Genomic DNA, 25986 nt, shown 5'->3' on the forward strand with positions numbered 1-25986 from the left:
GACGGAACCTGACCACCTCGCTATGGTCCCGTGCCTGATCACCTTTTAAACGGGCTCCCCTACCGGCCAGACCGGCAGAACGCAGCCTGAAACGTGCGGAGCCGCTGCTGAATGAAGCGATTTTCCTTTCTGGAACTGGCCAAGAATGCCTTTACCGCGCACCAGAATTGGGGGCGGCAATGGCGTGCGCCGGAACCCAAGGCCGAATATGATGTTGTCATCATCGGCGCTGGCGGCCATGGCCTGGCAACCGCCTACTATCTTGCCAAGGAACATGGTATCCGCAATGTGGCGGTCGTTGAAAAAGGCTGGCTTGGCGGTGGCAATACTGGCCGCAACACGACCATTGTGCGCTCCAACTATCTCTGGGAAGAGAGTGCTGCGCTTTACAATCATGCCATCGGCCTGTGGCAGGGCCTGTCCCAGGAGCTGAACTACAATGTGATGTATTCTGCACGCGGTGTTCTGATGCTCGCCCACACCGTGCATGACGTTCAGGTGGCGCAGCGGCACATTCACGCGAACCGTCTGGCCGGGGTACAGAACGAGTGGCTGACACCGGAACAGGCCAAGGACTATTGCCCCCCGCTCAACATCTCAAAGAACATCCGCTATCCGGTCATGGGCGGGGCGTTGCAGCGGGTTGGCGGCACGGCCCGCCATGATGCTGTTGCCTGGGGCTATGCCCGCGGCGCCGATGCGCTTGGCGTCGACATTCTACAGAACTGTGCCGTCACCGGCATCCGGCGGAGCCCGGACGGGACCGTTGAAGGGGTGGAGACGGCCAAAGGTTTCATCAAGGCCAAGAAGATCGGCGTCGTGGCAGCCGGGCACACCTCGACCGTTATGGAGATGGCCGGTGTGCGCATGCCGCTGGAATCCTATCCGCTTCAGGCTCTGGTGTCCGAGCCGGTCAAACCGGCCTTCCCCTGTGTGGTCATGTCCAACACGATCCATGCCTATATATCCCAATCCGACAAGGGCGAATTGGTGATCGGGGCGGGCACCGACCAGTTCATTTCCTATTCGCAGACCGGCGGCATTCACATCAGCACCCATACGATTGACGCGATCTGCGAGCTCTTTCCCCACTTCCGGCGCATGCGGATGCTGCGCAACTGGGGCGGCATCGTGGATGTGACCCCGGACCGCTCGCCGATCCTGTCGAAGACGCCGGTTCAGGGGCTTTACGTCAATTGCGGCTGGGGCACGGGAGGTTTCAAGGCGACTCCGGGCTCAGGCCATGTCTTCGCCCACACCATCGCTAAGGACGAGCCCCACCCGATCAACGCGCCGTTCACGATTGAGCGGTTCCGCACCGGACGCCTGATCGACGAAGCAGCCGCTGCTGCTGTGGCCCACTAGGGGCAAGGACCTGAGAGCGTTCAGCCCGGCCTCCGGCCCGGATCAGAGGCTCTCTTCACTTTTTGAACCGATCAACATCCCGGCTTTCGCCCCAGAGCAGCCAGGACCTCGTTGATCCAGGGAGACTTTATCGGATGTTGCTGGTCTATTGCCCCTATTGCGGCGTTGAACGGGCGGAAACTGAATTTGCCTGCCGGGGCGAAGCCCATATAGCCCGCCCTGCCGATCCGGCCCAGGCCACAGAAGAGGACTGGGCCAACTTCCTCTATATGCGCTCCAACACAAAAGGCATATATGCGGAGCGCTGGCGCCATATTCACGGCTGCGGGCGCTTCTTCAACGCCGTGCGCGACACGGTGAGCGACAAGTTCCTTGCCGTGTACAAGACCGGGGAACCACTGCCGGATCTTGAGGCGCTTGCCAAGGAGGCAGGCAAATGACCCAGCCCTACCGCACCGAAAAAGGTGGACGGATCGAGCGTGCCAAGGCCCTCACCTTCACCTTTGACGGGGAACAATTGCACGGCTATCAGGGCGACACGCTCGCCTCAGCGCTCCTGGCCAATGGCATGCATTTGGTCGGACGGTCCTTCAAATACCACCGGCCGCGCGGCGTTGTGACCGCTGGATCGGAAGAACCCAATGCTCTGGTCGGTGTTTACCGCCATGGCGACCAGACCCCGAATCTCCGGGCCACCCAGGTCGAACTCTATGAGGGGCTGGACGCCATTTCCCAGAACAGGTTCCCCTCGCTGGGCTTTGATGTCGGGGCCGTCAACGACCTTCTGTCGCCGCTGTTTCCTGCAGGCTTCTACTACAAGACCTTCATGTGGCCGAAATTCTTCTGGGACAAGGTCTATGAACCGGTTATCCGGGCAGCAGCCGGTCTTGGAAAACCGCCCAAAGCCGCCGATCCGGACCATTACGGCAACCTCTATGCCCATTGCGATGTCCTGGTGGCCGGGTCAGGCCCTGCCGGTCTTGCCGCAGCACTGGCGGCCGCAGAAACCGGGGCCCGGGTCATCCTGTGCGACGAACAAGCCGAATTTGGCGGCTCGCTCCTGACCGAAGCCAATGCCACGCTCGACGGCAAGAGCCCCTCAGACTGGGTTCAGGACAAGATTGCGCAGCTGTCGGCGATGGACAATGTCACCCTGCTCTCACGGACAACCGCCTTCGGCTATTTCGCCCATAACTACCTGGCCCTTGTGGAACGGGTCACGGACCATCTTGCAGCACCCGACACCCGGCTGCCACGTGAGCGCCTGTGGCAGGTCCGCACCAAGGAAGTGGTGATTGCCACCGGCTCCATCGAGCGTCCGATGGTGTTTCCGGAAAATGACCGTCCGGGCATTCTGCTGGCAGAGGCCGGACGGACCTATCTGAACCGCTATGGGGTCAAGGTGGGGCACAAGGTGGCGGTCGCAACCGCCTGCGACACCGCCTGGCAGGCGGCTTTTGATCTGGTGGATCAGGGCGTAGACATCACGGCCATTGTCGATCTGCGTGAGCAGCCGCCGGAAAACCTGATGTCAATCGCAAAGGCCCGGGGTATCCGGGTGGAAGCGGGCTGCGTCGTGACCGGCACCCTGGGGCGCAAACGCATCAAATCGGCATTGCTCGGACGGTTGATGACCTCCGGCCAAGTGGCCTCCGGCGGTCAGGTGGATTGCGATGCGCTGCTCATGTCCGGCGGCTGGACCCCGACCGTCAGCCTCTATTCCCAATCGCGCGGCAAAGTCGTCTGGGATGGGGACAAGGGCGCATATGTGCCTGGAATTTCGGTGCAGAACGAGCGGTCTGCGGGCGCGGCCAAAGGGCTTTACGGTCTGCAGGCCACTCTGGAAGACGGCTATGCTGCCGGAGAGGACGCTGCGAAGTCGGCCACCGGCAAGGTCCAAAAACTGACCTACGCATCAGCCGGCGGCGGCGACGCCGGAGGCGGCGGCATTCTTGGCGCCCTGCCCCATGACCGCAATGCGTCACGGGTCAAAGCCTTCGTGGATTACCAGAATGACGTGACCGCGAAGGACGTGAAACTGGCCGTGCGCGAGGGCATGCACTCCATCGAACACATCAAGCGCTACACCACCACGGGCATGGCCACCGATCAGGGGCGCCTGTCCAACATGAACGCTCTGGATATTGCCTCCGGCGCGCTGGAACGGCCGGTGACCGATGTGGGCCTGACCACGTTCCGCCTCCCCTATACACCCACCACCTTCGGCGTTTTTGCCGGAGTGGCACGGGGGGATTTTTTCGATCCGGTGCGCAAGACGCCCTCCCATGACTGGATTGTGGACCAGGGCGGTGTGTTTGAAGATGTCGGCCAGTGGAAACGCGCCTGGTATCTGCCTGAACCGGGCGAAGACATGCATGCCGCTGTTGCCCGGGAATGCAAAACCGTGCGCGAGACAGTGGGCCTCTTTGATGCATCAACATTGGGCAAGATCGAGGTGGTTGGCCCGGATGCGGCCGAATTCCTGGAACGCATGTACACCAATCCCTGGAAGAAGCTGGCGCCGGGACGGTGCCGCTATGGGCTGCTCCTGAACGATGCCGGGTTCATCACCGACGATGGCGTCATTGGCCGACTGGCCGAGGACCGCTTCCATGTGACCACCACCACCGGCGGCGCGCCAAGCGTGTTTGCCACCATGGAAGATTACCTTCAGACCGAATGGCCGGATCTGGATGTCTGGATCACCTCCACCACGGAGCAATATGCCGTCGCGGCCGTACAGGGTCCACGGGCGCGGGACGTGATCGCGCCATTTATTGAAGGCATTGATCTGTCAAACGAGGCCTTTCCCCATATGAGCCTGCGCGAGGGCCGGTTCTGCGGTGTCCCGTGCCGCCTCTTCCGGATTTCCTTCACCGGTGAGCTCGGCTTTGAAATCAATGTGCCGCGCCGGGCCGGCAAGATGATGTGGGAGACCCTCGCCGGGGAAACCAGCAAACAGGGCGGCACGGTCTACGGTACGGAAACCATGCATGTGCTGCGCGCGGAAAAGGGCTACATCATCGTCGGGCAGGACACCGATGGCACGGTGACCCCGTACGACGCAGGCATGAGCTGGGCCATCGGCAAGAAAAAGCATGACTTTGTCGGCAAGCGCGGCCTTGAGCGAACCGACCTTGTGGCAGACAATCGTAAGCAGTTCGTCGGCCTCCTGACCAAGGACCCGTCCGTCAAACTGGAAGAAGGCGCGCAGATCACCACTGCTGAAAATCCAGCGACCGGAACCCCGGCCGAAGGCCATGTCACCTCGTCCTATTTCAGCCCGGCCCTTGGCAGGACCATCGCCCTCGCCGTCCTGAAAAACGGCCATGCGCTGGAAGGTCAGACGCTCTATGTGCCCATGCCAGATGGCAGTCTTCCGGTCGAGGTGACCAGTCCGGTCTTCTATGACAAGGAAGGAGCACGGATCAATGTCTGAGTTACTGGCAAGCGACCTGATCACCCCGGACGCGGGGGCAGCTCCGTTATTGAGCCAGTCCGAGGTGTCCATCTTGAAATCCGCCCCACTGGCCCGCCTGTCCTTCCGGGCCCGGGAAGGTGCACTGGAAGCAGCTGACACCGCCTTCGGGGCCGGGCTGCCGCGCGCGGCTTTGACCAGCACAACCGCTCCGAAACGGGCAGCGCTCTGGATGGGGCCGGACGAATGGACATTGCTGGCGCCCGAAGAAGACCTTCAGCTTCTTCAGGACACCTTTTCCGAAAAGCTATCCGGCCAGCCGCATGCACTGGTTGACATTTCGGACCGATCGGAAGCCATCATTGTCAGCGGCGAAAAGGCCGTCTGGTTGCTGAACACAGGGATTTTCATCGACTTTACGCCCGGTGCCTTTCCCGTCGGGACTGTCACCCGGACGCTCTTTCACAAGGCGCCTGTCCTGATCTGGCGCATCGGTGAAGACACCTTCTTTGTGGAGGCTTGGGGCTCCTTCATGGACTATGTGCCGGGCCTGCTGGTTCAGGCTGCACGGGAACTGGAAGCTGCATGACGGTGGCCTGAGGATCCTTAGGCCGCTCTCAAAGACACGGTCAGGACGGTCAAAACGTCAAACGTTTCGCAACATTCATCGCCGATACTTTCAAATCCCTGTGGAGACCTTCACAGGGATTTTCTTTGCCTTGAAGCGGTCCTTTTGTCACCTTACCGCCTGCGGCTTACAAAAAGCGCCAAAAAAAACGTCAAAGTTCCGGACATGCTCAAAATTGGGTCCTACAATATTCAGAAGGCCATCGGCGTTGACGCCCGCCGCAAACCGGAACGGACTCTGAAGGTCATTCAGGAACTCGACTGCGACATTCTGGCACTTCAGGAAGCCGACAAGCGTTTTGGCGCCCGGGCCAGCACGCTCGACAGGGCGAGCATCCTGTCGGAGACTGACTACCGGCCGGTGCCCTTTGCCAAGGGCGACGAAAGCCTCGGCTGGCATGGCAACGCCATTTTGGTGCGCAAGACCATCGGTATTCTGGATTTCCGCTGCCTGGATTTGCCGAAACTGGAACCCCGGGGCGCCGTGGCCGTGGATCTGACGGTCGAAGGCCGTCCTATCCGGATCGCCGCCATGCATCTGAGCCTTGTGGGACATTTTCGCAAGAAGCAGGTCATGTCCGTTATGCACCAGTTGCACGAACATCTCACCTATCTGCCAACCGTCCTGATTGGTGATCTCAATGAGTGGCGCGACACGGCCGGCAGCCTGAAACTTCTGAAAGAGCATTATGAAGTCACCACACCTGGGCGGAGCTTTCCGAGCCCACTGCCGGTAGGCAGTCTGGACCGGATTATCACCAGTCCGGAATTTACAGTCGAAGAGGCTGGCGTACACAAGTCCCGGACCGCCCGGATTGCCTCGGACCATCTGCCCGTCTGGGCAAGACTTTCCCTGGAAGCATCCGGTCAGCTGGCGGCCCAATCCGGACTGTCCTGAGCCGCCGAAGGCCCGGCTTTAGAGCCCCGCCAGGCTGGCGAGGTGGAAGAGTGCGGCAGCAAGCAGCGCTGTTGCAGGCACCGTAATCCCCCAGGCAGCCACGATCGCCAAAAGCGAAGACCGGCGCACCAGCAGTCGGCGGCGGCGTTCTTCCCGGTTTTTCAATATTTTGCGGGGCTTGAGGACGCCGCCTTCGCTGAGATACTTGTTCCGCTGCCATTCCCGGTAAAACCCGACCCCAAAAACGGCCCCCACCGCGATATGGGTGGTGGAGACCGGCAGGCCCAGGCTGGAGGCGGTCAGAACGGTCGCCGCCGTTGAAAGGGTGATGCAAAAGGCGCGTATGGGGCTGAGTTTGGTGATTTTCTTGCCCACCACGGTCACAAGCCTCCGGCCGAATAGCAGCAATCCGGCCGAGATCCCGAACGCGCCAACAGCTGTCACCCAGACCGGCACCGAGGCTCCTTCAAACCCGAGCATCCAGAACCGCATATCCTGATAGTCATTTGCCTGACTGTAGACAATCGCCGCCAGCGGACCGATGGCATTGGCGACATCATTGGCCCCATGGGCGAAGGACAAAAGCGCTGCGGCAACCATGAGCGGGACAGCGAAGAGCGCGCGCATCGCCTGGGAAGAGTTCTCAAGCTCCGTTATCTGGACACTGACCAGATAACGGTAGCCCAGCCAGATCCCCGCGCCCAGAAAGAGCGACAGAGCCAGGGCCTGCCTGTTGGACAGAACCGACGCATGGTCGGTCGTCTTGAAAGAGATATAGGCCGCAAACACGCCGCCCATGACCGCGATCAGAATGGGCAGCCAGAACCGGGCCGCCGCCAGTCTGTCCGTCCTGTAGATCATAACCTTGCTGATGAATGCCATCAGGCCTGCCGCGGCCACGCCACCCAGAAAGGGAGATGCCACCCAGGTCGCCGCAATGGCCGAAAGAACTTGCCAGTCAATGGCCGCAAAACTGCTGGCGGCAATGCCAGCACCAACAACCCCGCCAATGATCGAATGTGTGGTGGACACCGGCGCCCCGACATAGGTGGCAAAATTGATCCAGAGCGCCGCTGCGACCATGGCCATGATCATGGCCTGAACAAAGGAAAACGTATCTGGAACGTCAGCCGGGCTGAAGATCGTGCGCGACACGGTGGTGATCACTTCCCTCCCGGCCAGAAAGGCACCGGCGCTTTCGCATATGGCGGCAATCAAAAGTGCGCCGGTCAGGCTGACCACGCGCGCGCCGACGGCGGGGCTCACATTATTGGCAACGTCATTCGCCCCGATATTCAGAGCCATGTAGCCACCAATGGCGCTGGCCGCGACAAGAAGGACAATGTCTGCCATGTCTTCTGAGACGACCTGAAACGCCGCCACCACTGCACACAGGACAAGAAAGAGCAAAGCGAGTGCAGGCCCAGCGAGACGCCGGCCCATGGCCTCGGCGGCATCGCTCAAAAACCCAATTTTTTCCAGATCCTTGTCCAGAACCTGGTTTCCCAGATGTTTGCTTGTTGGCAAGCTGCGTCCTCTGGCAGGCACTTTTAAGTAAGCGCCCCACGCCTCTATCAGCGTGCGGTTGTATGATACTTAAGATCGCAGGATGGTGTGACGGCACAACGTCAACACCCTGAGTTTTTTGAAGTGGAATAGTGTCAGCCGATCTTTGCCCTGTGCCGGTGCAAGAAGCGCTTCAAGGCGGGTTCGTCCGCATGGACAATGGCCTCCGACAGCGGCACCCACATGGCTTTACGCTGCCCTTTTTCGGGAAAGGATTTCAGCTGCTTTTCAAAATCTATTCTGAAAACCAGAACCTTGGTCCGGATCTTCAGCCCGTTTGACAGTCCCTTGAACGAACGGAAACTGCCCATCGGCCGGGTTTCCGTCTCGCCCACAATGCCGGCTTCTTCATACGCCTCAAGTGTTGCGGTCCTGAAGGCCGGCTTGTCTTTTTCCGGCCAGCCTTTGGGGAGGATCAAACGGCCAGTGTCGCGGGTCGTGACCAGGAGAATTTCATTTTCCGCTTTTCCGGGCCGGACGCACAGGGCCGCAATCTGCAAACGAGCCGGCTTGACAAACAAACCACTGACCCCTTGCAGCCAAGACAGATCCCCTTTTGCGGTCATCGACCTAGTTAAAAACATTCATGAACCTTCATTATTGATTGGCGTTCGTATAAATGCGTAAGATGATAAAGTCTAGAAAAAAGTGCACTTTGTGCACTATGGCTGCAGAATTTGTCTGTTTTGTGTCCCGCTAATGCAAATCAATCCGGACATGGGCTGCGTTCCAGGCGCCCGGCCAGACTTCCGCAGCACCTGATTTGAGTTGCCTGATTCGCGCAAATGGCACCTCTGCGACCACAAACGGCTCCTGCCCCTCCAACCCATCGGTTGGGGGATATTCAGCGGCGCGGCCTTTGAAGCCCAGTTCCTCTTCACAAGGCAGATAGAGCGACGCCCCGGAGACATTGGTCTCGTTCTGGGTTGTGCCGATGGCCGTCCCAACCACACCACACACAGCAACAGCACACATCAGCTCCACCGCCCGCGCCTTGGCACAGCCATAGACCCGATGGTACCCGGAGAGCTTTTCCGTCATGGACGGCACCAGCAACAGGTCGAGATCCTGTTGCGCCAGCAGACTGCTGAGGGCAGGCACTTCAACATCCAGGCAAATCAGGATCGCCATCTTGAGGCCGTCAAGGTCAAACACTTTGAGGGTCTGGCCAGGCGCTAGCGACCAGGCCTCCGCATCCTGTTCGGACGGGGTCAGGCAGAGCTTGTCCTGCTGGATCTCCCGTCCATCCGCCGTCAGAAGTATGGCCGTGTTGGTGAGACCGCCGCTCTGCCGGACCGGGACCGTGCCGCACAGAAGCGACAGGCCGTGTTTTTCCGGCAACTCTTTTAAAAGCGGAAGCAGCGCCCTGCCCTGATCTGCCAGAAAGCCCATCTCCTGATCGGGTCTCAGGTCCGCCGGTTTATAGGCAAGGCAGCATTCGATAAAATATTCGGGCAGCATCAGGAGCCGGGCACCAGACGCCGAAGACCGGGCCATTCCCAAGTCGATCTCGGCGGCAAGAGCTTCCACAGAGGACGGTGCGCAGCCCACATTAAAAGACCACAAGGCAACGGAATAGTCGGTCATGACGGCGAAGGCCTCCACGAAGTCAGGCAGCATCAATGCTGGAGAAATCGATCATCCAGGCGAAAGGCGCTGGATCTATTTTGAGAAATGAGCGCAGAGAATGCCCCGGCTCTAGCCGAGAAACAAGCCCACGAAGGCAGCAAGCGCGACCAGAAACCCGGTGCCGACCACCGCGCCGCCGGGATCTCTCGGAAGCCCGTTGAACTTTGCGGACCGTCGCACCTTGCGAATGCCTTTCAGAGCGGCATCGGTGCGCTTGTCGATTTCCGTAAAATAGGGAGAAAGCTCATTCTGAGCGTGCATACCCGATCCTCACGATTCCTTCGTTGGACCAAGTTAGGCTGAGCCCCTTAGAGTTTGGTTAACGGATACTTTAGTTCATCCGGCAAGGGGTCGGGCCCTGCGGGCCTAGTGCATCGTGCGCTAAAGGCGGGTCTTCTGCGGATCGGCCACATCCAGAATACGCAGCTGCACTTTTGGCGATCCCTGCCAGGTGTCGATGGACAGGCTTCCGGCCACATGCAGATTGCGCCCCCTGCCCTCCAGCAGCATCTTGCCGTGGGGCCGGTCTTCCGCCTTGAACCCAATGGCCTTCACCGTGGACCCGTCCCCGGAGGCCAGCGTCGCCCGCACATGCCCCTTGCCAACCACATCGGCAAAACTGATCCGGTGAGCAGGAAAAGCAAAGACAGGTTCAGAATGGCCTGCCCCATAAGGGCCGGCTTTTTCCAAAAGCTCCAAAAGATCAAGCGTCGCCCCGGTCGCTGTCAGGGCCGCATCGATCTTGATTTCGCGAGTCTTTGTCGCCTCTTCCACGTCTTCCTTCAATGATTGATTGAAGAAGGTTTCCAGCTCACCGGCTTTGTCCCGCTGCACCGTCAGACCGGCCGCCATGGCATGGCCGCCGCCTTTTTCCAGCAAGCCCATCTCGACCGCCTGGCGGACAGCCTTGCCCAGATCCACCCCGGGGATGGACCGGCCGGAGCCCGTGCCCTTGCCCGTTTCATCATAGGCAATGGCAAAAGCCGGGCGGCGGTGCGTCTCTTTGAGCCGCGAGGCGATCAGGCCGACAATTCCCGGATGCCAATCCTCCGATCCGGTCAGAAGCACAGCCGGGTCCCTTGTGTCGATGGCAAGCGCGGCTTCCGCGCCGGCCTGTTCCAGCATCACCGCTTCCATCGCCTGACGCTCGCTGTTGAGCTGGTCGAGCCGTTCGGCAATGGCACGGGCCTCATGCGGGTCTTCGGTTGTCAGCAGCCGGGCTCCCAGGGCCGCGTCCCCGATGCGTCCGCCCGCATTGATGCGCGGGCCCACCAGAAAGCCAAGGTGATATGGTGCCGGCTTGCCGCTGACCCTGGCTGCATCCGCAAGGGCCGTCAGCCCGTAGTTCCGGCGCTGATGCATGACGGTCAGCCCCCGGGTTACGTAGGCCCGGTTCAGGCCCTGCAGCGGAACCACATCACAGACGGTTCCAAGTGCGACCAGATCCAACAGTGCCATCAGATCCGGCTGGGCAGTACCGGAAAACGTCCCCCGGCGGCGCAGCTCCCGGTTCAAACCAACAAGAAACAGAAAGGTGACGCCCACGGCCGCCAGATGCCCTTGCGCAGACAGATCGTCCTGCCGGTTCGGATTGACCAGTGCACAGACGTCCGGCAGGCGCTCGCCCACCTGGTGATGATCAATGACCACCACATCCAGATCCAACTTGCGAGCGGTTTCAAAGGCGTCAAACGATGTGCTGCCGCAATCCAGCGTGACCAGCAGTTCCGCCCCATTTGCCCGCAACTGTTCAATGGCCGGCCCGTTGGGGCCATAGCCTTCAATAATCCTGTCGGGAATATGAATGACGGGATCGAGCCCGAGCCCTTGCAGATATTTGGCGAAGATGGCGGAAGAGGTTGCTCCGTCCACATCATAGTCGCCAAAAATCGCAATCCTGCGGCGCCTGACCACCGCATCGGCCACCCGGCTCACGGCCGCATCCATGTCCTGAAGACTGGAGGGGTCCGGCATCAGGGTCTTCAGGGATGGATCCAGAAAGGCAATTGCGGCCTCCGGCGCGACCCCGCGCGCCGCCAGAACCCGGGCCAGGACGTCAGGCAGACCCTGAACCTGGGCAATGGCCATGGCCGAGCGCGCTTCATCCGCGTTCAGCCGCTCCCGCCATGCATTGTCATTTGCCGACCGGGCGACCCCAAGAACGAGCCGCCTCTCTTCCCCGCCAGAATTCTCGAGCATTCAGTGCCGCACTTGTCCAGGCCTCAATCCAGATGGAACTTTTCCAGATCCGTATGCTGGGCCTTGATATAGCGCACCGTGCCTGTGGACGAGCGCATGACCACTGTGTGGGTGGTGATGTGTGTCCGGCCAAAACGGACCCCTTGCAGGAAATTGCCGTCCGTTACGCCGGTGGCTGCAAACAGCACATCCGGTCCGGCCATTTCCTCTAGCGTGTATTTCTTCTTGATGTCTTCGATGCCCATACGGTGCGCCCGTTCGACCTGCTCGTCGCGGGTGATCACCAGACGGGATTGCATCTGACCGCCGATACAGCGCAAGGCCGCCGCCGCCAGAACGCCCTCCGGCGCCCCGCCGATCCCGGCATAGATATCAATACCCGTTTCATCGGAATCGGTCGTGTGGATTACACCGGCCACATCGCCATCACCGATCAGGCGGATTGCCGCGCCGGTTGCGCGGATATCTTCAATGAGGCGTGCGTGGCGCGGGCGGTCCAGAACACAGGCGGTCACTTCCGGGACCGAAACGCCTTTCTCCTTGGCGACAGCAGCAATATTGTCGGAAATCGGCGCGTCCAGATCGATCAGCCCTTCGGGATAGCCCGGCCCGATGGCTATCTTGTCCATGTAGCTGTCCGGTGCGTTGAGCAGGTCGCCTTCCGGCGCCAGGGCAATCACCGCCAGGGAGTTCGGCAGGTTTTTCGCACAGATCGTTGTGCCTTCCAGCGGGTCAAGGGCAATATCCACCTTGGGGCCCTGTTTGGTGCCCACATTCTCGCCGATATAAAGCATCGGCGCTTCGTCCCGCTCGCCTTCGCCAATCACAACGGTGCCATCAATCGGCAGCCGGTTGAGTTCGCGGCGCATAGCATCCACAGCGGCCTGATCGGCAGCCATCTCGTCCCCGTGGCCACGCAGGCGTGCAGCCGAAACGGCTGCCCGTTCACTGACCCGGGCCAATTCAAGGGTCAGAATACGGTCCAGTCCGCTCGACGGCTGATTTTCAGTATTGGACATCAACATCTCCAGTCTCTCCCCGCAGAACGCATGGGTGGGCACTTAATCATCAATTCAATTTCTCAATCCGGATCATTTGCGGCTCTTCGGCAACAACCCCCTTGGACATGATGACGTCCAGAGCTTCCTTGATCGCAACTTCCGTTGTTTCATACGTGATCAAGATGACAGGTTGAGGCAGGTCCCCCTCATTGGGCTGAAGGGCCTCTGCCACTGCGCGCCGTTTCTGCACAATTGATTCCAGAGAAATGCCGGCTTCGCCCATGCAGCGCGCAATTTCACCAAACGCACCCGGCCGGTCAAACACGGACAGGCGGATGTAATAGCCGCCTTCATGAAGGCGCATGCGCGCGCGTTCATACGGCGCCAGATCGGCAGCGGGCATTGCCAGTACCGGCGTCTGGTCTCCCCGGGCCACATCGCAAATGTCGGCGACAACCGAGGAGGCTGTGGCATTTCCGCCTGCGCCTGGGCCGACCAGAACAATTGCGCCCACATAATCCCCGTCAACTGCCACCGCATTCAAGACGCCGTCAATGCGCGCAATCGCAGAGGATTTGGGAACCATGGTCGGATGGACCCGCTGCTCGATGCCGGTCTCCGTCCGCTGGGCGACGCCCAGAAGCTTGATCCGGAACCCCAATTCGTCGGCCGCCTCAATATCCGCCGTCGTGATGGAGGTGATCCCTTCCATATATATGTCATCGCTGGAAATCTGCGTGCCAAAGGCAAGGCTGGTCAGGATCGCCAGCTTGTGGGCCGTGTCATTTCCCTCAATGTCAAAGGTAGGATCCGCCTCCGCATAACCGAGACGTTGTGCGTCGGCAAGACAGTCTTCGAAACTGATGCCCTCCGCTTCCATGCGAGTCAGGATGTAATTGCAAGTACCGTTCAAAATGCCATAGACCCGGCTGACATCATTTCCGGACATGGATTCGCGCAGGGTCTTGACGATTGGGATGCCCCCGGCAACGGCCGCCTCATAATTCAGGCTGGCCTGATGGGCCTCCGCCAGCGCCGCCAGATCAACCCCGTGACGGGCCAGAAGCGCCTTGTTCGCCGTCACCACATGGATCCCCCGGCCAAGCGCTGCGCGCACACTGTCTTCCGCAGGGCCGTCTTCGCCGCCGATCAATTCAACAAAGATATCGATCTCTGCGGTCTGCGCCATCTCGACCGGATCAGTGAACCATTCAAAGCCGCTGACATCAAAGCCCCGGTCCTTTGAGCGGTCCCGGGCGCTGACGGACGTGACGGTTACACTCCGGCTGGACTTGCGGGCGATCTGCCCGCCATGTTTTTCCAGAAGCTGTACGAGGGAGGCACCTACTGTGCCAAGGCCAGCTACGCCAACTTTCAATGCTTCAGCCATTGAGTATTCAGTCCACTTCTAATCAGCCAGAGGTCCCGAGCGGGATGACGTTGTGCAGCTTTTGATCCGCAGTTTCAAGGAAGCGGCGAATATTTCTCGCGGCCTGGCGCAAGCGCTGTTCGTTTTCCACCAGACCGATGCGCACATAGTCATCGCCATGTTCGCCAAACCCGATTCCCGGTGCGACTGCGACATCCGCCCGCTCCAGCAGCAGTTTGGAATATTCCAGGCTGCCCAGAGCTTTGAACTTCTCCGGGATCGGCACCCAGCAGAACATGCTGGCTTCAGGCGGCGGCACCACCCACCCGGCCCGGCCGAAACTGTCCACCACCGTGTCCCGGCGGCGCTTATAAACCTCCCGGGTTTCCTCGATACAGTCCGCCGAACCATTCAGGGCCGCAGTGGCCGCCACCTGGATCGGGGTGAATGCACCGTAGTCCAGATAGGATTTTACCCGGGACAGGGCCGCAATCAGCCGCTCATTGCCAACTGCAAACCCCATGCGCCAACCAGGCATGGAAAACGTTTTGGAGAGCGACGTGAATTCCACGGTGATATCCATGGCGCCGGGAACCTGCAGCACGGAGGGCGGCGGCGTGTCGCCGAAATAGATCTCCGAATAGGCCAGGTCCGACAGGATGAAAATGTTGTGCTTGCGCGCAAACGCAACCACGTCCTTGTAGAAATCCAGATCCGCGCAATAGGCGGTCGGATTTGCCGGATAGCACAGGATGATGGCGATCGGTTTGGGCACGGAATGAATCACCGCGCGCTCCAGCGCGTCAAAAAACGCAGGTCCCGGCTCTGCGGGAATGTTCCGGATCGAGGCCCCGGCCATCAGAAAGCCGAATGTGTGGATCGGGTAGCTCGGATTCGGGCTCAGGATCACGTCACCGGGCGCAGAAATGGCCTGAGCCATGTTGGCAAAGCCTTCCTTGGAGCCGAGCGTGGCAATGACCTGCGTGTCCGGGTCGAGTTTGACCCCGAACCGGCGCCCGTAATAGGCCGCCTGGGCCTTGCGCAAACCATGAATTCCCTTGGACGCGGAATAGCGGTGGGACCGTGGATCCTGAACAACTTCTGTCAGCTTGTCGACAATATGCTGGGGCGTCGGCAGATCCGGATTGCCCATGCCCAGATCGATAATATCCGCACCGGCTGCCCGCGCCTTGGCTTTCAGCCGGTTGACTTGTTCAAAAACATAAGGCGGCAGCCTTTTGATTTTGTGGAATTCCTCCATGGCGCGGTTCCTTGCAAATGAACGTCATAGCCGCGCTGAACTCGGGCGCAGCGGGGCTCTTTTAGCAGCCTGAAACCAATTGCGCACCCGTCTTTGAGGGCCTAGCCGCCTAAATTCAAGTGCGGTGCAACAAAAGGACTGACCCAAAGTCAGAAGATGTAAGGTGTTAAACCGATTAGGGTCGGTGTCTGGAAAAAGCGTAGGCTTGTGGCCCACAGCAGCCCGGCGGGCGCCCACCGCAACGCCGGTGTCACTCGGAGGCGAGAGACTCCAGATAGTCTGCGGTGGCCTTGCGGTCTTTCGGATTGATCAATCCGGACGCTTCCCCCGTGCCAGCCTGCCCGTAGCCTGTTGGGGCCGGAACATTGCCGCCAGAATTACGCCCGTCTGACCGCATGGCATCAAGAAGCGGAGTTCCCGGGCCTACGCTGCAACTTGCAAGCACCATGGCCAGCAGAAAGGCTGAACCTCCTCTTGTCACGGAGACCACAGACATGGGTGATGTCATCCTCTTCAATCGCGGGAGGATCCTCGAATCTCCCTGGCTGCATGTTAGCAGATCCGGAACGGCTCTGCCGCCAGGGCCTTTGCTTAAGGCGGAATTTGACAAAAATCATGACACGGCGGGAACGATCTCCCTAAAGTCCCCCTATCACGTGACCGTCACAGACGTTTTTTACAGCAAGTGAGGCACACGGGAGGCCCTTGTGATGTCCAGCGGACAGGCGCCAGGCAAGCGCAGAAATTTCGTTGAGCCGTACCATTCGACGCTGCAGGCCCCTTGTGCCATAACGAAAAGAAAGCCTGAAATAGCCGCATGTTTATAACTGGATAGCGCGGCATAAAATCAGTGCTCCGGACCAACCGGAGCCGGCGGGCGCGAGAGACCGGAGGACCCTTTGCCCATGTCTGACGACAACCCCCATCCCATGCTGCACTACATCATCAACAATCCGGAGGCTTTTGCCCAAAATTTAGCAAAGACCCTGGAACAGGCCGGCAAGGCCATGGCCGCCTATATAGAGCCGCGGGAACAGGGCAAAATCACCCACGAGTCGACAGATGAGCTGACAGGTGTCGTCAAAACGCTGGCCCAGGTGGGGGAATACTGGATTTCGGATCCGCAACGGGCGATCGAAGCCCAATCACGGCTGTGGAACGGCTATATCGAGCTTTGGAATTCGTCGCTCAAACGCATGATGGGCGAACCCTCCGAACCGGCCGTGACCACGCCGCCCAAGGACAAGCGTTTTGCCGATCCGGACTGGGAGGACAACCAGTTCTTCGACTTTATCCGTCAGCTTTATCTGATCACCAGCAAATGGGCCGAAGACATGGTGCAGGAGGCCGACGGCCTCGACGAGCATACGCGGCACAAGGCCGAGTTCTATGTCACCCAGATTGCCAATGCGGTCTCCCCGTCCAATTTCCTTCTGACCAATCCCGAACTGCTCCGCCTGACGCTGGAGAGCAATGGTGAGAACCTGGTCAAGGGCATGCAGCATCTTGTCGAGGACCTGAAAACCGGCAAGGGCGATTTGAAGATCCGCCAGACCGATCCGTCCAAATTCAAGCTGGGCGTCAATCTGGGCAACACACCGGGCAAGGTGATCGCCCAGAACGATGTGTGTCAGGTCATTCAATATACGCCGACCACGGCAGAGGTACTGAAACGCCCGCTGCTGATCGTGCCGCCCTGGATCAACAAATTCTACATTCTCGATCTGAACGCGGACAAATCGTTCATCAAATGGGCCGTTGACCAGGGCCATACGGTGTTTGTCATCTCCTGGGTGAACCCCGATGAGCGGCAAGCCACCAAGAGCTTCGAGCACTATATGAAAGAGGGAATCCTCAAAACGCTTGATGTGATCAAGCGCGCCACGCGGCAACAGGAGGTCAATGCCATTGGCTATTGCGTCGGCGGCACCCTGCTGGCCGTCACTCTGGCCTATATGGCCCGGATTGGCGACGCGCGAATCAAGACCGCCACATTCTTCACCACTCAGGTAGACTTCACCTTTGCCGGAGATCTGAAAGTTTTTGTGGATGAAGAACAGATTTCTGTGCTGGAAAAGCGCATGGCCGAACACGGTTATCTGGACGGTTCGAAAATGTCCTCTGCCTTCAACATGCTGCGGTCCAACGATCTGATCTGGTCCTATGTGGTCAACAACTACCTTAAGGGCAAGGAACCCTTCCCGTTTGACCTGCTGTTCTGGAATTCCGACTCCACCCGCATGCCGGCGGCTAACCACTCCTTCTATCTGCGCAACTGTTATCTCGACAACAAACTGTCCAAAGGCGAGATGGAAATCGGCGGCGAGGCGCTGGATCTGTCACAGGTCACAATCCCCATCTTCAACCTGGCAACCCGGGAGGATCATATCGCTCCCCCCAAGTCTGTTTTCCTTGGTTCCGGCTGTTTTGGCGGGCCCGTAGACTATGTGCTCGCCGGGTCCGGCCACATTGCCGGCGTCGTCAATCCGCCCCTCAAGAACAAGTACCAGTTCTGGACCGGACGCGAGGCCAAAGGCACGTTGGAGAACTGGCTGAAGAACGCACAGGAGCATCCTGGCTCCTGGTGGCCTTACTGGGATGAGTGGATCCGCACCCACGACAATACAAAAGCCAAAGCCCGCAAACCGGGCGCGAACAGGGTCAAGATCCTGGAAGATGCCCCCGGTTCCTATGTGATGCAGAGGGTGTGAATATGTGGCTTTCCGACAACAGTCACCCCAAGTTTCCGTTAGGGTAGAAAAATTCGGCAATGACGGGCTCGTGATTGCCAAGCAAGGGGAACTAGGAGTACTATCGGGCAACATCTGACAGTGCAGCAACAACCATGCAACCCAGACAAAACCGTCGGCTCCAACCCGCCCATCACACCCGCAAGAGTGCCTACCGGGCGATTCCTGTCCTGCCCAATGTGAACCCGGTCGCAGGCATGCCTGCAGGGGCCTTGTCGGCCTATGCCAAGCTTGCCGCCCCGGTTCTGGCGACTGCAGCGCTCTGGCTTCATGTCTGGCTCGGGCTTGCCGTTGCCGTAGCGGTGGCCTTTCTGGTCGCAGCCGCGACCCTCGTCCTGCAGCGTCTGCCGGTTTTTGCGAGGGAGGCAGACAGCTGGGCCCGGGCGGTCAGTTTTGGTGAACGCGTCTGGCTCAACCGGCAGCAGATTCCCGTTCCAGCCCGCACCAGCTCCAGGATAACGGCGCTGTATCTCGTGTTCTGGTTCGGAACGATTGTGGCCCTGATCGGTGGTGGTACCGCCTCTCACCTTTTGACGGTGTCCGGCCTTCTGGTGGCTTACTGTGCCCAGGTCGTATGCTTTCAGAACCTGATCCAGCTTTATGAGCGGATGAAAGGCGTCACCCCGCTATACAGGTTCTGGTCCTCCCTGCCCGGCAACGACAATTTGAAACTCTAAAGCAAAGCGCGTTCGCTTGAGTTTGTCTATTTCCGCCAGAAAATCAGACATGCCAGCGCCAAAGACAAAGCGGTTTACTCCTGTATGAACGCGGCACACATCCAAGCCTACTGCCGTGAGAGCCCCTTTTAAAGTTTTACGCCCGTTCCCCCGCTTTGCGTTCAGCGAGCAGGCCGATATAGGTGAGTGCGACACTGGCCCCGGCAATGGAGGTGATGTCCGCATGGTCATAGGCTGGTGCAACTTCCACCACATCCCCTCCGACAAAATTCAAACCGCCCAGCCCCCGCAGTATGGACAGCGCCTCGCGGGAAGACAGTCCTCCTGAGACTGGCGTTCCCGTGCCCGGTGCAAAGGCCGGATCGAGGCAATCAATATCAAAGGTCATATAGGCTGGCCCCGGTCCGACCCGGTCCTGAATGCGGCCGATCCCCCCCTTGATGCCGAGGTCATCCATCTCATGACCGAAAATAATCTCCAGGCCGCAGGTTTCCGGGGCGTGGGTGCGGATGCCGATCTGGATGGACCGGTCCGGGTCAATCAGCCCCTCTCGCACCGCCCGCCCAGTGAAGGTTCCATGGTCAATGCGGTCGCCTTCGTCAGACCAGGTGTCCTGATGGGCATCGAACTGTACCAGAGCCAGCGGACCGTGTTTGGCAACATGAGCCTTCAAGAGCGGATAGGTTACAAAGTGATCCCCGCCGATCGAAAACAGATGTGTGTCCGTCGCCAGGATATCCGCTGCCTGTGCCTGGATGTGACCTGGCGTGTCGGTCACCTTGGCATAGTCAAAGACACAGTCGCCATAATCGACACAGGCAAGGACTTCAAACGGGTCCATCTGAAACGGATATTGCGGATCGCCGTCGAAAATGGCAGAGGCACGGCGCACCCCTTGGGGACCAAACCTGGCGCCCGGCCGGTTGGAGACCGACGCATCGAACGGGATGCCCCAGACGGCCAGATCCACATCCCTCAAGTCCCGGCTGTAGCGGCGGCGCATGAAGGACAAGGCCCCGGCATAGGTTGCCTCGTGAGAGCCTCCCTTGAGGGACGCTCCCAAAAATGCATTGTCGGTCGGGCGCGGAAGATCTGCTGACATCTGGCGGGTCCTGTTCTGGCCGGGCGCGGGCAGACTACGGGCAGTCCCTCAAATCCGGCTTACATCCATTGAGATGGTCTTAGCAGAGGCCCAGGCGTGCCGCTACGACAAACCCGGCGCATGGCTGTTGACGGATGGGTGTTGCCGCGCGCCCCGCCCCTGCCCGTTTTTTCAACATGCGAAAGACTGACCATTGTCCGAACCTGCCGTGGGGATTAAGAGTGGACGGCAGAGCTTTCCCTGACATTCCTCCAAACGACCCAAGGATCTGAGGCTGTGGCAGACCAGACCAGAACACTCCTGCGCGGCAGACTGCTTTCCTTCCATGCGGCCCCGGCCGGACCGGAAGATACCGAGGCCTATTACTATGAGGAAGACGGCGGGCTTTTGATTGTTGGGAGCAAGATCGAGCTTGCAGGTCCTTTTGCGGAGATTGAGGCTACGGCGCCGGCAGGAACTCAGGTCGTCGATCATCGCCCGCATCTGATCCTGCCTGGCCTGATCGACACCCATATCCATTTCCCGCAGGCCCAGGTGATCGCCTCCTGGGCGGACCAGTTGCTGGACTGGCTGAACGACTACACTTTTCCGGCCGAACTGACCTTCTCCGACCCCTCTCATGCGGCAAGGATAGCGGCGGGCTTCTATGACGCGCTGACGGCCCATGGCACCACAACGGCAGCCGCCTATTGCTCCAGCCATCCGGCCTCCGTTGAGGCCTATTTCGAAGAGGCAGAGCGCCGGAACATGCTGATGCTGGGCGGCAAGACTATGATGGACCGCAACGCTCCGGCGGATCTGTGCGATACGGCCCAAAGCAGCTACGAAGACAGCAAGGCGCTTTTGAAGAAGTGGCATGGGCGGGGCCGTGCGCATTATGTCATCACCCCGCGTTTTGCAATCACCTCTACACCAGAGCAGCTGGAAGCCGCCGGGGCACTGTTGAAGGAGCATCCGGACTGTCATCTCCAGACCCATATCAACGAAAACCATGACGAGATCGCGTTCACCCGGGAGCTCTACCCCGACGCAGACCATTACTTGGGTGTCTATGACCGGTTCGGCCTGCTTGGCCCGAAGACGCTGCTCGGCCACTGCATCCATATGAGCGACGCGGAACTGGAGATGACCCGGGCCACTGGATCAGTCGCCGTTTTCTGCCCCACCTCCAATCTTTTTCTTGGCAGCGGTCTGTTTGACAAGGCCCGGCTGGAGGGCGCGGGCATCCGCACCGCAATTGCAACGGATGTGGGCGGCGGCACCAGCTATTCCATGCTGCGCACCCTGGATGAAGGCTACAAGATCCTGCAATTACAGCGGCAGCGCCTGCATCCGCTGACCAGCTTCTACTGGGCCACACGGGGCAATGCGGAGGCGCTTTCACTCGCGGACCGCGTCGGCACGCTTGAACCGGGCACCGATGCCGATCTGGTGGTGCTGAACGCCGCCGCCACCCAGCCGATGGCGCTGCGCATGGAAACGGTTGAAACCCTTTCCGAAGAGCTGTTCCTGCTCCAGACCCTCGGAGATGACCGCGCAGTTGCGCAAACCTATGTCGCCGGCCGCGCGGTCAAGACTGTCCAAGACGCAGGCCCAATGCCCGGAAACCCCTTAAAAGTGCTTTCGGGCCTTAGACCAGAGAAGACGTGACCGCCCGAGCGGCCCGTACCCGGCGCATCACGCCAAAGACAAGTCCAGACGCGGCAAGTCCCCAAAAGGCTATGGCTGTTGACAGGAACACAGCTTCGAACCCGGCCTCGGCAATGGGATAGGTCAGCACCAGCGGCGAGACGACCTGACCTGCGAACAGGGCCGTCGTCACCACCCCTGACACCCTTCCCCTTTTCTCGTCCGGTGCGATCTCCAGAGCCAGGAACAGGCAGGCGGGCTGCACCAGGGCATAGCCTGCGCCAACCAGACCAGCGCCTGTCAGAACATGCGCCCAGCTTGCCCCAAGGGTCAGACCTGCAAATCCGGCGCCCATGGCTGCAAATCCGATGGAGAGCGTAGCCGCCAGACCGAAACGGATTCTGAGACGGTTGAACATCAGCGCGGTGACCCCACCGCTGATCATCAGGACGCCCAGCCCATGGGCTGTGGCAGAGGCTTTTTCAAAGCCGTGTGCGGCCAGGAAGAATGGCAACTGGCTTGGCATTTGGAAAAACAGCAGCACCGTGACAAACATCAGAGCGCCGGTGCCGAGCGCTGCAGGCCACCAGGCGCTTGCGCCAGGTGGCACGGCATCCGCCATTGAGGCCGTTTGCGCCTCCATTTTGTGTTGATCCGGCTGCACACGGCAAAGCCCGGTCAGCAGCGGCAGCAGCACAACGGGCAGCGCATAGACCAGAAACGGCAGCCGGGCTGACTGATCAGCCAGAGCACCTGACAGGGCAATGAACCCAAAGCCGCTAAAATTGATGGCCACGGTCTGCCAGCCCAGGAAAGCACTTCGCCGCGCGCCTCCAAAAAGGTCCCCAACCAGCGCCACCTGGGCTGTCATGGTCATGGCCACCGCAACACCGAGCAAGAGCCGACTGGCAATCAGGGCGTGAAGATCCGGCAGATAAGCCCCGGCACTGCCTGAAATAACAAACAGAACCACGCCGGCAGCCATCAAGCGGCCCTTGCCATAGCGGTCGGCAAACAGACCGGCAAAAGGGGCCACAAGAACGACGGTCAAGGACGGGGCAGACACCAGAAAGCGCACCAGATAAGCGGCGCCCGGTACATCTGCAAAACTGGCCTCAAGCCCCGGCAAGGCCGGGCTGATCGTGGCATTGGCCATGATTTTCAAGGTCGCGGTGAACAAAAGCGCAATCGCTGCAGTATCCCTCCAAAGCGGGCGGGTCTGCATCTGATTTGGGTCTGGCACGGGAAATGTCCTTGCAAAATTGAGATCCGGACGCCACCTTACAAGTTCAAGTCGACTTGAGGTCAATAGATGAAATTACTCGATATTTCAGAAGTCTCCCATCAGACCGGACTGGCCGCCTCCGCGATCCGCCACTATGAGGAAAAAGGGCTGATCACCTCGATCGGCCGCAGGGGGTTAAAGCGCCTGTTCTCTCCGGATGTTTTGGACCAGCTGGCCGTGATCACTCTGGGCAAAACGGCTGGGTTTTCCCTGGAGGACATCAAGGGCATGTTCGGCCCGGATGGCCGGCCTGCGATCTCCCGCCAGACCCTGCAGGACAAGGCGGATGCGCTTGACACCCAGATCCAGCGCTTGTCCAGCCTCAGGGACATGATCCGCCACGTGGCGGACTGTACCGCCCCGTCTCACATGGAGTGCCCAAGGTTCCGGAAGCTGTTGCGGCTGGCTGGCAAATTCCGCGACCAGACGAATACGCGCTTTCTAGGCTGAGAGGACTTGTGCCTCAAGCCTCCGGTCACCAACTCGACAATTGACCTGCTTGATGGAGGCTTAGGCGTTCCACAAATGGCAAGCTCCACTGCAACGCGCGCGCCTCTGTTGGGAGCAGCCACATTTCGCATGCTGATAGAATGACAGAAACCGAAACTGACCCATACTCTTCCCAAAAAGGCTTTAGTGTTTGCGCCACCAGGAAAGAGCATTGGCGTAACTGCTCGGGCAAATGTCAGACGCTCATTGATTGCAGGAGGCAGCAATTTAATGTCCTTTCGAACGCGGCTCTTCGGTTTCAGAAGGCCACCCGTGGTTTATCTGGGCGATGTTCAGATGAAACTCGACTGGAACATCACCTCCCAGTTCTGCGGCAGGCCAGCCGGACGTTTCAACCCGCCAAGCTCCAGTGACCTGAAGCGCTACTTTTCTCAAACTTTGGAACTACCGGAATATGAGGCCGAAGATCCCGACCGTCCCTCCGGTGGACATCTGCTGCACTTGGCCATTACCGATCTGCATCAAGGCAGGTTTAGTCTTCTCGACATGAATGAACTCTGTCTGCCCATTGCGATCCGTCCGTCAATCACCGTGACAGGTTATTTGATCGATATAGCCTCAAGAAACGTGTTGAGTGAGCAAACCGTTACGCAAAAACCGCCTTGGTTCCGATATAGGCATCCCGTTTTTATAGGGATGAGTGCTCTGACAGGAAACTCTGATCCGGATGCTGCGACCCCTTTGGGGGACATGGCCGCAATAGAGGTCCTGAAGAAGTTGAAAGAAGATACCCTCGAAAAACGAAAATGAATCAGCGTCTTGCAAAAAACAGGATCACCTGACGGGCTTGACGCTGGAAGAGGCCGGGAGCGGCCGGACTGTCGGCGCCTGTTTCCGCGCTGGCAATCACCCGGCTGGCCAGAAAGAGGGCCAGAAGGCCGAACACAACACCGCCCGCCGCTTGGCCAATCAGGACACCCGGCGCGCCAAACCAGACGCTTCCCAGCCAGACGAACGGAATGGTGCCGAGCGTATGGCGGCCCCAGTTCATCCAGGTGGAATAGAAGGGCCGCCCCAGATTGTTGAAACAGGCATTGGTGACAAAGAGGGCCCCGTTGAAGAAAAACATAAGCGCGAGCGGCCCGCAGAACAGGTAGATCAGGGTCAGCGCCATGCCCTGAGCATTGAACAGCCACACAATGGGCTCGCGCAGCAAAAACAGCACAAGCGCAGCCAGACCAACCACAAGCGCGGTAAAGATCAGCGCATCGCGCAAGGTTCCCCGGACCCGGTCAAAGCGCCCCGCCCCGAAATTCTGCCCGATGATCGGTCCAACGGCACCAGACAGAGCAAAGATCGTTGCAAAGGCCAGCGGTGTCATTCGTGCGACGACAGCCATGCCGGCCATGGCCTCCTCCCCATACTCCGCCATGGACCGGGTTACCCAGGCCTGGCCGACCGGGGTCGCCAACTGGGTGAGGATCGCCGGAAGCGCGATAGCGCAAATTGGCGGCAGATCCCTCATCAAAAGCACTGGCTTCGGCAGTTTCAGCCCCCCATGGACCTTGATGATGGGGGGCAGCACATAGGCTGCAATCGCAAACCGTGACACGGCACTGGCTATGGCTGCGCCCGTCAGGTCAAGGTCCAGCCCGAAAATCAGGATCGGGTCGAGCACGGCATTGACCAGGCCGCCGACAATGGACGACGTCATGGCTCGCCGTGCATCCCCATGGGCGCGCAGTATGGCTCCCCCCGCCATGCCCAGAAGCAGAACCGGCAGGGTCGGCACGATGATCGCCAGATAATGGACCGCCAAAGTGTGCGTCACACCGCGCGCGCCGATCAGCGTGACCAGATCGTCCAGCAGAAACCAGACAAGTCCCGCAAAAAGGGAAGAAAACAGAACCCCGGCGGCAAGCGCATTGGAGGCCTGTTCGCCCGCCCGTTCAGAATTCCCCTGGCCAAGTGCCCGGGCCACAAGGGTCCCTGCGGCAATGGCCACGCCGATATTGAACGAGGTGGTGAAGAACAGGATCGCTCCGGCATAGCCGATGGCTGCGGCCAGTTCTTCCTTGCCCAGCATGGAAATGAAGATCATGTCGACAAAATCGACTGCGAATATGGCCATCAATCCGGCCGAGGCGGTCAAGGACATGACCGTCACATGGCGGAAGAGACTGCCTTCCAGAAATTTCGCTTGGGTCATGCAGTCCCTGACGGTTTCAAAAGTCCCCCGGCAACGCGCAGCGGGATATTGTTTCTTTATGGCAAGATGCCTCTATTCCAAACAAAGATCTTCTCAGGCTGCGGGCATCACCGCTTGAGGCCTGATACAAAGCGCTGTTGATCACGCACTTCCATCTCACAAAGGCTCTGATCAAACACATCGATACGATCAATAATCTGCCGACGCTCATTGCCTTCAAACCGGGGCCAGGTCCGCTGACCGATCACACCATCGGGCGCCAGGCTTCTGGGCCTTTGAAACTCGCGCACTTCCTGCTGCGTCCGGGACCCGAAAATCAAATCGGCCGTCAGGCTCGCGCCCGTCCGGTTCAACAGCAATTGGGCAACGGAAACCGCAGGCATGGTATCTCCCCGCCGCAACAAAACAAATTCTGGCATAAAACATTCCTCCTAAGAAAAACAAACAAACTCTGTCTATTCGTGTCCGTCCGGTGAAGCCGGTCTTCATGGCGGCGGCGCGCTCTGTTACGCTGCTTTTGCAGCGTAACACCAAGGCATGAGTTCGTTGAT

General features: G+C 59.5%; 23 protein-coding genes. 10 read left to right on the plus strand and 13 right to left on the minus strand.

Features of this window, described 5'->3' with window-relative positions; genetic code table 11:
* Positions 1-111: 111 nt before the first annotated feature.
* The 5 genes from ACXAIC_RS02795 (at position 112) to ACXAIC_RS02815 (ending at position 6308) form a co-directional block, all read left to right on the plus strand.
* Positions 112-1365 carry a sarcosine oxidase subunit beta family protein gene (locus ACXAIC_RS02795; RefSeq protein WP_475173365.1) on the plus strand — a complete coding sequence of 418 codons (1254 nt, stop codon included), beginning with the start codon at positions 112-114 and terminating at the stop codon, positions 1363-1365.
* A 134-nt stretch (positions 1366-1499) separates the two neighbouring features.
* On the plus strand, positions 1500-1805 hold the full coding sequence (locus tag ACXAIC_RS02800) for a sarcosine oxidase subunit delta (RefSeq protein WP_475173368.1): 306 nt from the start codon (positions 1500-1502) through the stop codon (positions 1803-1805).
* Entirely contained in the window at positions 1802-4804 is a 3003-nt protein-coding gene (locus tag ACXAIC_RS02805) for a sarcosine oxidase subunit alpha family protein (RefSeq protein ID WP_475173369.1), read from the plus strand. The genes ACXAIC_RS02800 and ACXAIC_RS02805 overlap by 4 nt, the downstream gene beginning before the upstream one ends.
* Positions 4797-5372 carry a sarcosine oxidase subunit gamma gene (locus tag ACXAIC_RS02810; RefSeq protein ID WP_475173372.1) on the plus strand — a complete coding sequence of 192 codons (576 nt, stop codon included), beginning with the start codon at positions 4797-4799 and terminating at the stop codon, positions 5370-5372. Before ACXAIC_RS02805 ends, ACXAIC_RS02810 begins: the two co-directional genes overlap by 8 nt.
* A gap of 204 nt (positions 5373-5576) precedes the next feature.
* Positions 5577-6308 carry an endonuclease/exonuclease/phosphatase family protein gene (locus ACXAIC_RS02815; protein WP_475173374.1) on the plus strand — a complete coding sequence of 244 codons (732 nt, stop codon included), beginning with the start codon at positions 5577-5579 and terminating at the stop codon, positions 6306-6308.
* Positions 6309-6326: 18 nt separating this feature from the next.
* On the opposite strand, the gene ACXAIC_RS02820 is transcribed toward ACXAIC_RS02815, so the two are convergent.
* The 9 genes from ACXAIC_RS02820 to ACXAIC_RS02860 form a co-directional block, all read right to left on the minus strand.
* The gene (locus ACXAIC_RS02820; RefSeq protein ID WP_475173375.1) at positions 6327-7835 is read right to left on the minus strand and encodes an inorganic phosphate transporter; all 1509 of its coding nucleotides are present in this window, start codon (positions 7833-7835) and stop codon (positions 6327-6329) included.
* Positions 7836-7969: 134 nt separating this feature from the next.
* Positions 7970-8395, minus strand: a complete 426-nt coding sequence (locus ACXAIC_RS02825; protein ID WP_475173378.1) for an NUDIX hydrolase — start codon at positions 8393-8395, stop codon at positions 7970-7972.
* A gap of 175 nt (positions 8396-8570) precedes the next feature.
* Positions 8571-9461 (minus strand): nitrilase-related carbon-nitrogen hydrolase, encoded by an 891-nt coding sequence (locus tag ACXAIC_RS02830; RefSeq protein WP_475173381.1) that lies wholly within the window; start codon positions 9459-9461, stop codon positions 8571-8573.
* 111 nt (positions 9462-9572) lie between these two features.
* Positions 9573-9764, minus strand: coding sequence for a hypothetical protein (locus tag ACXAIC_RS02835; RefSeq protein WP_475173383.1), 192 nt, complete (start codon positions 9762-9764; stop codon positions 9573-9575).
* Positions 9765-9884: 120 nt separating this feature from the next.
* Positions 9885-11702, minus strand: a complete 1818-nt coding sequence (recJ, locus tag ACXAIC_RS02840; protein WP_475173385.1) for a single-stranded-DNA-specific exonuclease RecJ — start codon at positions 11700-11702, stop codon at positions 9885-9887.
* A gap of 23 nt (positions 11703-11725) precedes the next feature.
* Positions 11726-12721, minus strand: coding sequence for a class II fructose-bisphosphatase (glpX, locus tag ACXAIC_RS02845; protein ID WP_475173387.1), 996 nt, complete (start codon positions 12719-12721; stop codon positions 11726-11728).
* A 49-nt stretch (positions 12722-12770) separates the two neighbouring features.
* On the minus strand, positions 12771-14093 hold the full coding sequence (locus tag ACXAIC_RS02850; RefSeq protein ID WP_475173389.1) for a homoserine dehydrogenase: 1323 nt from the start codon (positions 14091-14093) through the stop codon (positions 12771-12773).
* A 22-nt stretch (positions 14094-14115) separates the two neighbouring features.
* A complete protein-coding gene (locus ACXAIC_RS02855) occupies positions 14116-15333 on the minus strand; it encodes an LL-diaminopimelate aminotransferase (protein ID WP_475173392.1) in 1218 nt (405 codons plus the stop codon).
* A gap of 250 nt (positions 15334-15583) precedes the next feature.
* Complete coding sequence (locus ACXAIC_RS02860) at positions 15584-15829, minus strand: hypothetical protein (RefSeq protein WP_475173394.1); 246 nt, start codon at positions 15827-15829, stop codon at positions 15584-15586.
* 409 nt (positions 15830-16238) lie between these two features.
* Here ACXAIC_RS02860 and ACXAIC_RS02865 point away from each other — a divergent pair, with 409 nt between their 5' ends.
* Both ACXAIC_RS02865 and ACXAIC_RS02870 read left to right on the plus strand, forming a co-directional pair.
* Positions 16239-18044: a PHA/PHB synthase family protein gene (locus ACXAIC_RS02865; RefSeq protein ID WP_475173396.1), complete on the plus strand. Its 1806-nt coding sequence runs from the start codon at positions 16239-16241 to the stop codon at positions 18042-18044.
* A 134-nt stretch (positions 18045-18178) separates the two neighbouring features.
* Positions 18179-18760 (plus strand): DUF6653 family protein, encoded by a 582-nt coding sequence (locus tag ACXAIC_RS02870; RefSeq protein ID WP_475173398.1) that lies wholly within the window; start codon positions 18179-18181, stop codon positions 18758-18760.
* 136 nt (positions 18761-18896) lie between these two features.
* On the opposite strand, the gene speB is transcribed toward ACXAIC_RS02870, so the two are convergent.
* On the minus strand, positions 18897-19862 hold the full coding sequence (gene speB, locus ACXAIC_RS02875) for an agmatinase (protein ID WP_475173401.1): 966 nt from the start codon (positions 19860-19862) through the stop codon (positions 18897-18899).
* 276 nt (positions 19863-20138) lie between these two features.
* Here speB and guaD point away from each other — a divergent pair, with 276 nt between their 5' ends.
* On the plus strand, positions 20139-21512 hold the full coding sequence (gene guaD, locus ACXAIC_RS02880; protein ID WP_475173403.1) for a guanine deaminase: 1374 nt from the start codon (positions 20139-20141) through the stop codon (positions 21510-21512).
* Here guaD and ACXAIC_RS02885 read toward each other — a convergent pair.
* Positions 21493-22734, minus strand: a complete 1242-nt coding sequence (locus tag ACXAIC_RS02885) for an MFS transporter (RefSeq protein ID WP_475173406.1) — start codon at positions 22732-22734, stop codon at positions 21493-21495. The two genes, guaD and ACXAIC_RS02885, sit on opposite strands and share 20 nt — an antisense overlap.
* Before the next feature lie 69 nt (positions 22735-22803).
* On the opposite strand from ACXAIC_RS02885, the gene ACXAIC_RS02890 reads away from it, so the two are divergent.
* Both ACXAIC_RS02890 and ACXAIC_RS02895 read left to right on the plus strand, forming a co-directional pair.
* On the plus strand, positions 22804-23226 hold the full coding sequence (locus ACXAIC_RS02890; RefSeq protein ID WP_475173407.1) for a helix-turn-helix domain-containing protein: 423 nt from the start codon (positions 22804-22806) through the stop codon (positions 23224-23226).
* Between the two features lie 312 nt (positions 23227-23538).
* Positions 23539-24036, plus strand: a complete 498-nt coding sequence (locus ACXAIC_RS02895) for a hypothetical protein (protein ID WP_475173410.1) — start codon at positions 23539-23541, stop codon at positions 24034-24036.
* Position 24037: 1 nt separating this feature from the next.
* On the opposite strand, the gene ACXAIC_RS02900 is transcribed toward ACXAIC_RS02895, so the two are convergent.
* Together ACXAIC_RS02900 and ACXAIC_RS02905 are read right to left on the minus strand one after the other, a co-directional pair.
* Positions 24038-25435 (minus strand): MATE family efflux transporter, encoded by a 1398-nt coding sequence (locus ACXAIC_RS02900; protein WP_475173412.1) that lies wholly within the window; start codon positions 25433-25435, stop codon positions 24038-24040.
* 107 nt (positions 25436-25542) lie between these two features.
* A complete protein-coding gene (locus ACXAIC_RS02905) occupies positions 25543-25818 on the minus strand; it encodes a peptidoglycan-binding domain-containing protein (protein ID WP_475173414.1) in 276 nt (91 codons plus the stop codon).
* Between the last annotated feature and the right edge of the window lie 168 nt (positions 25819-25986).

It is taken from the genome of Roseibium sp. AWQ4_254 (assembly GCF_056161025.1).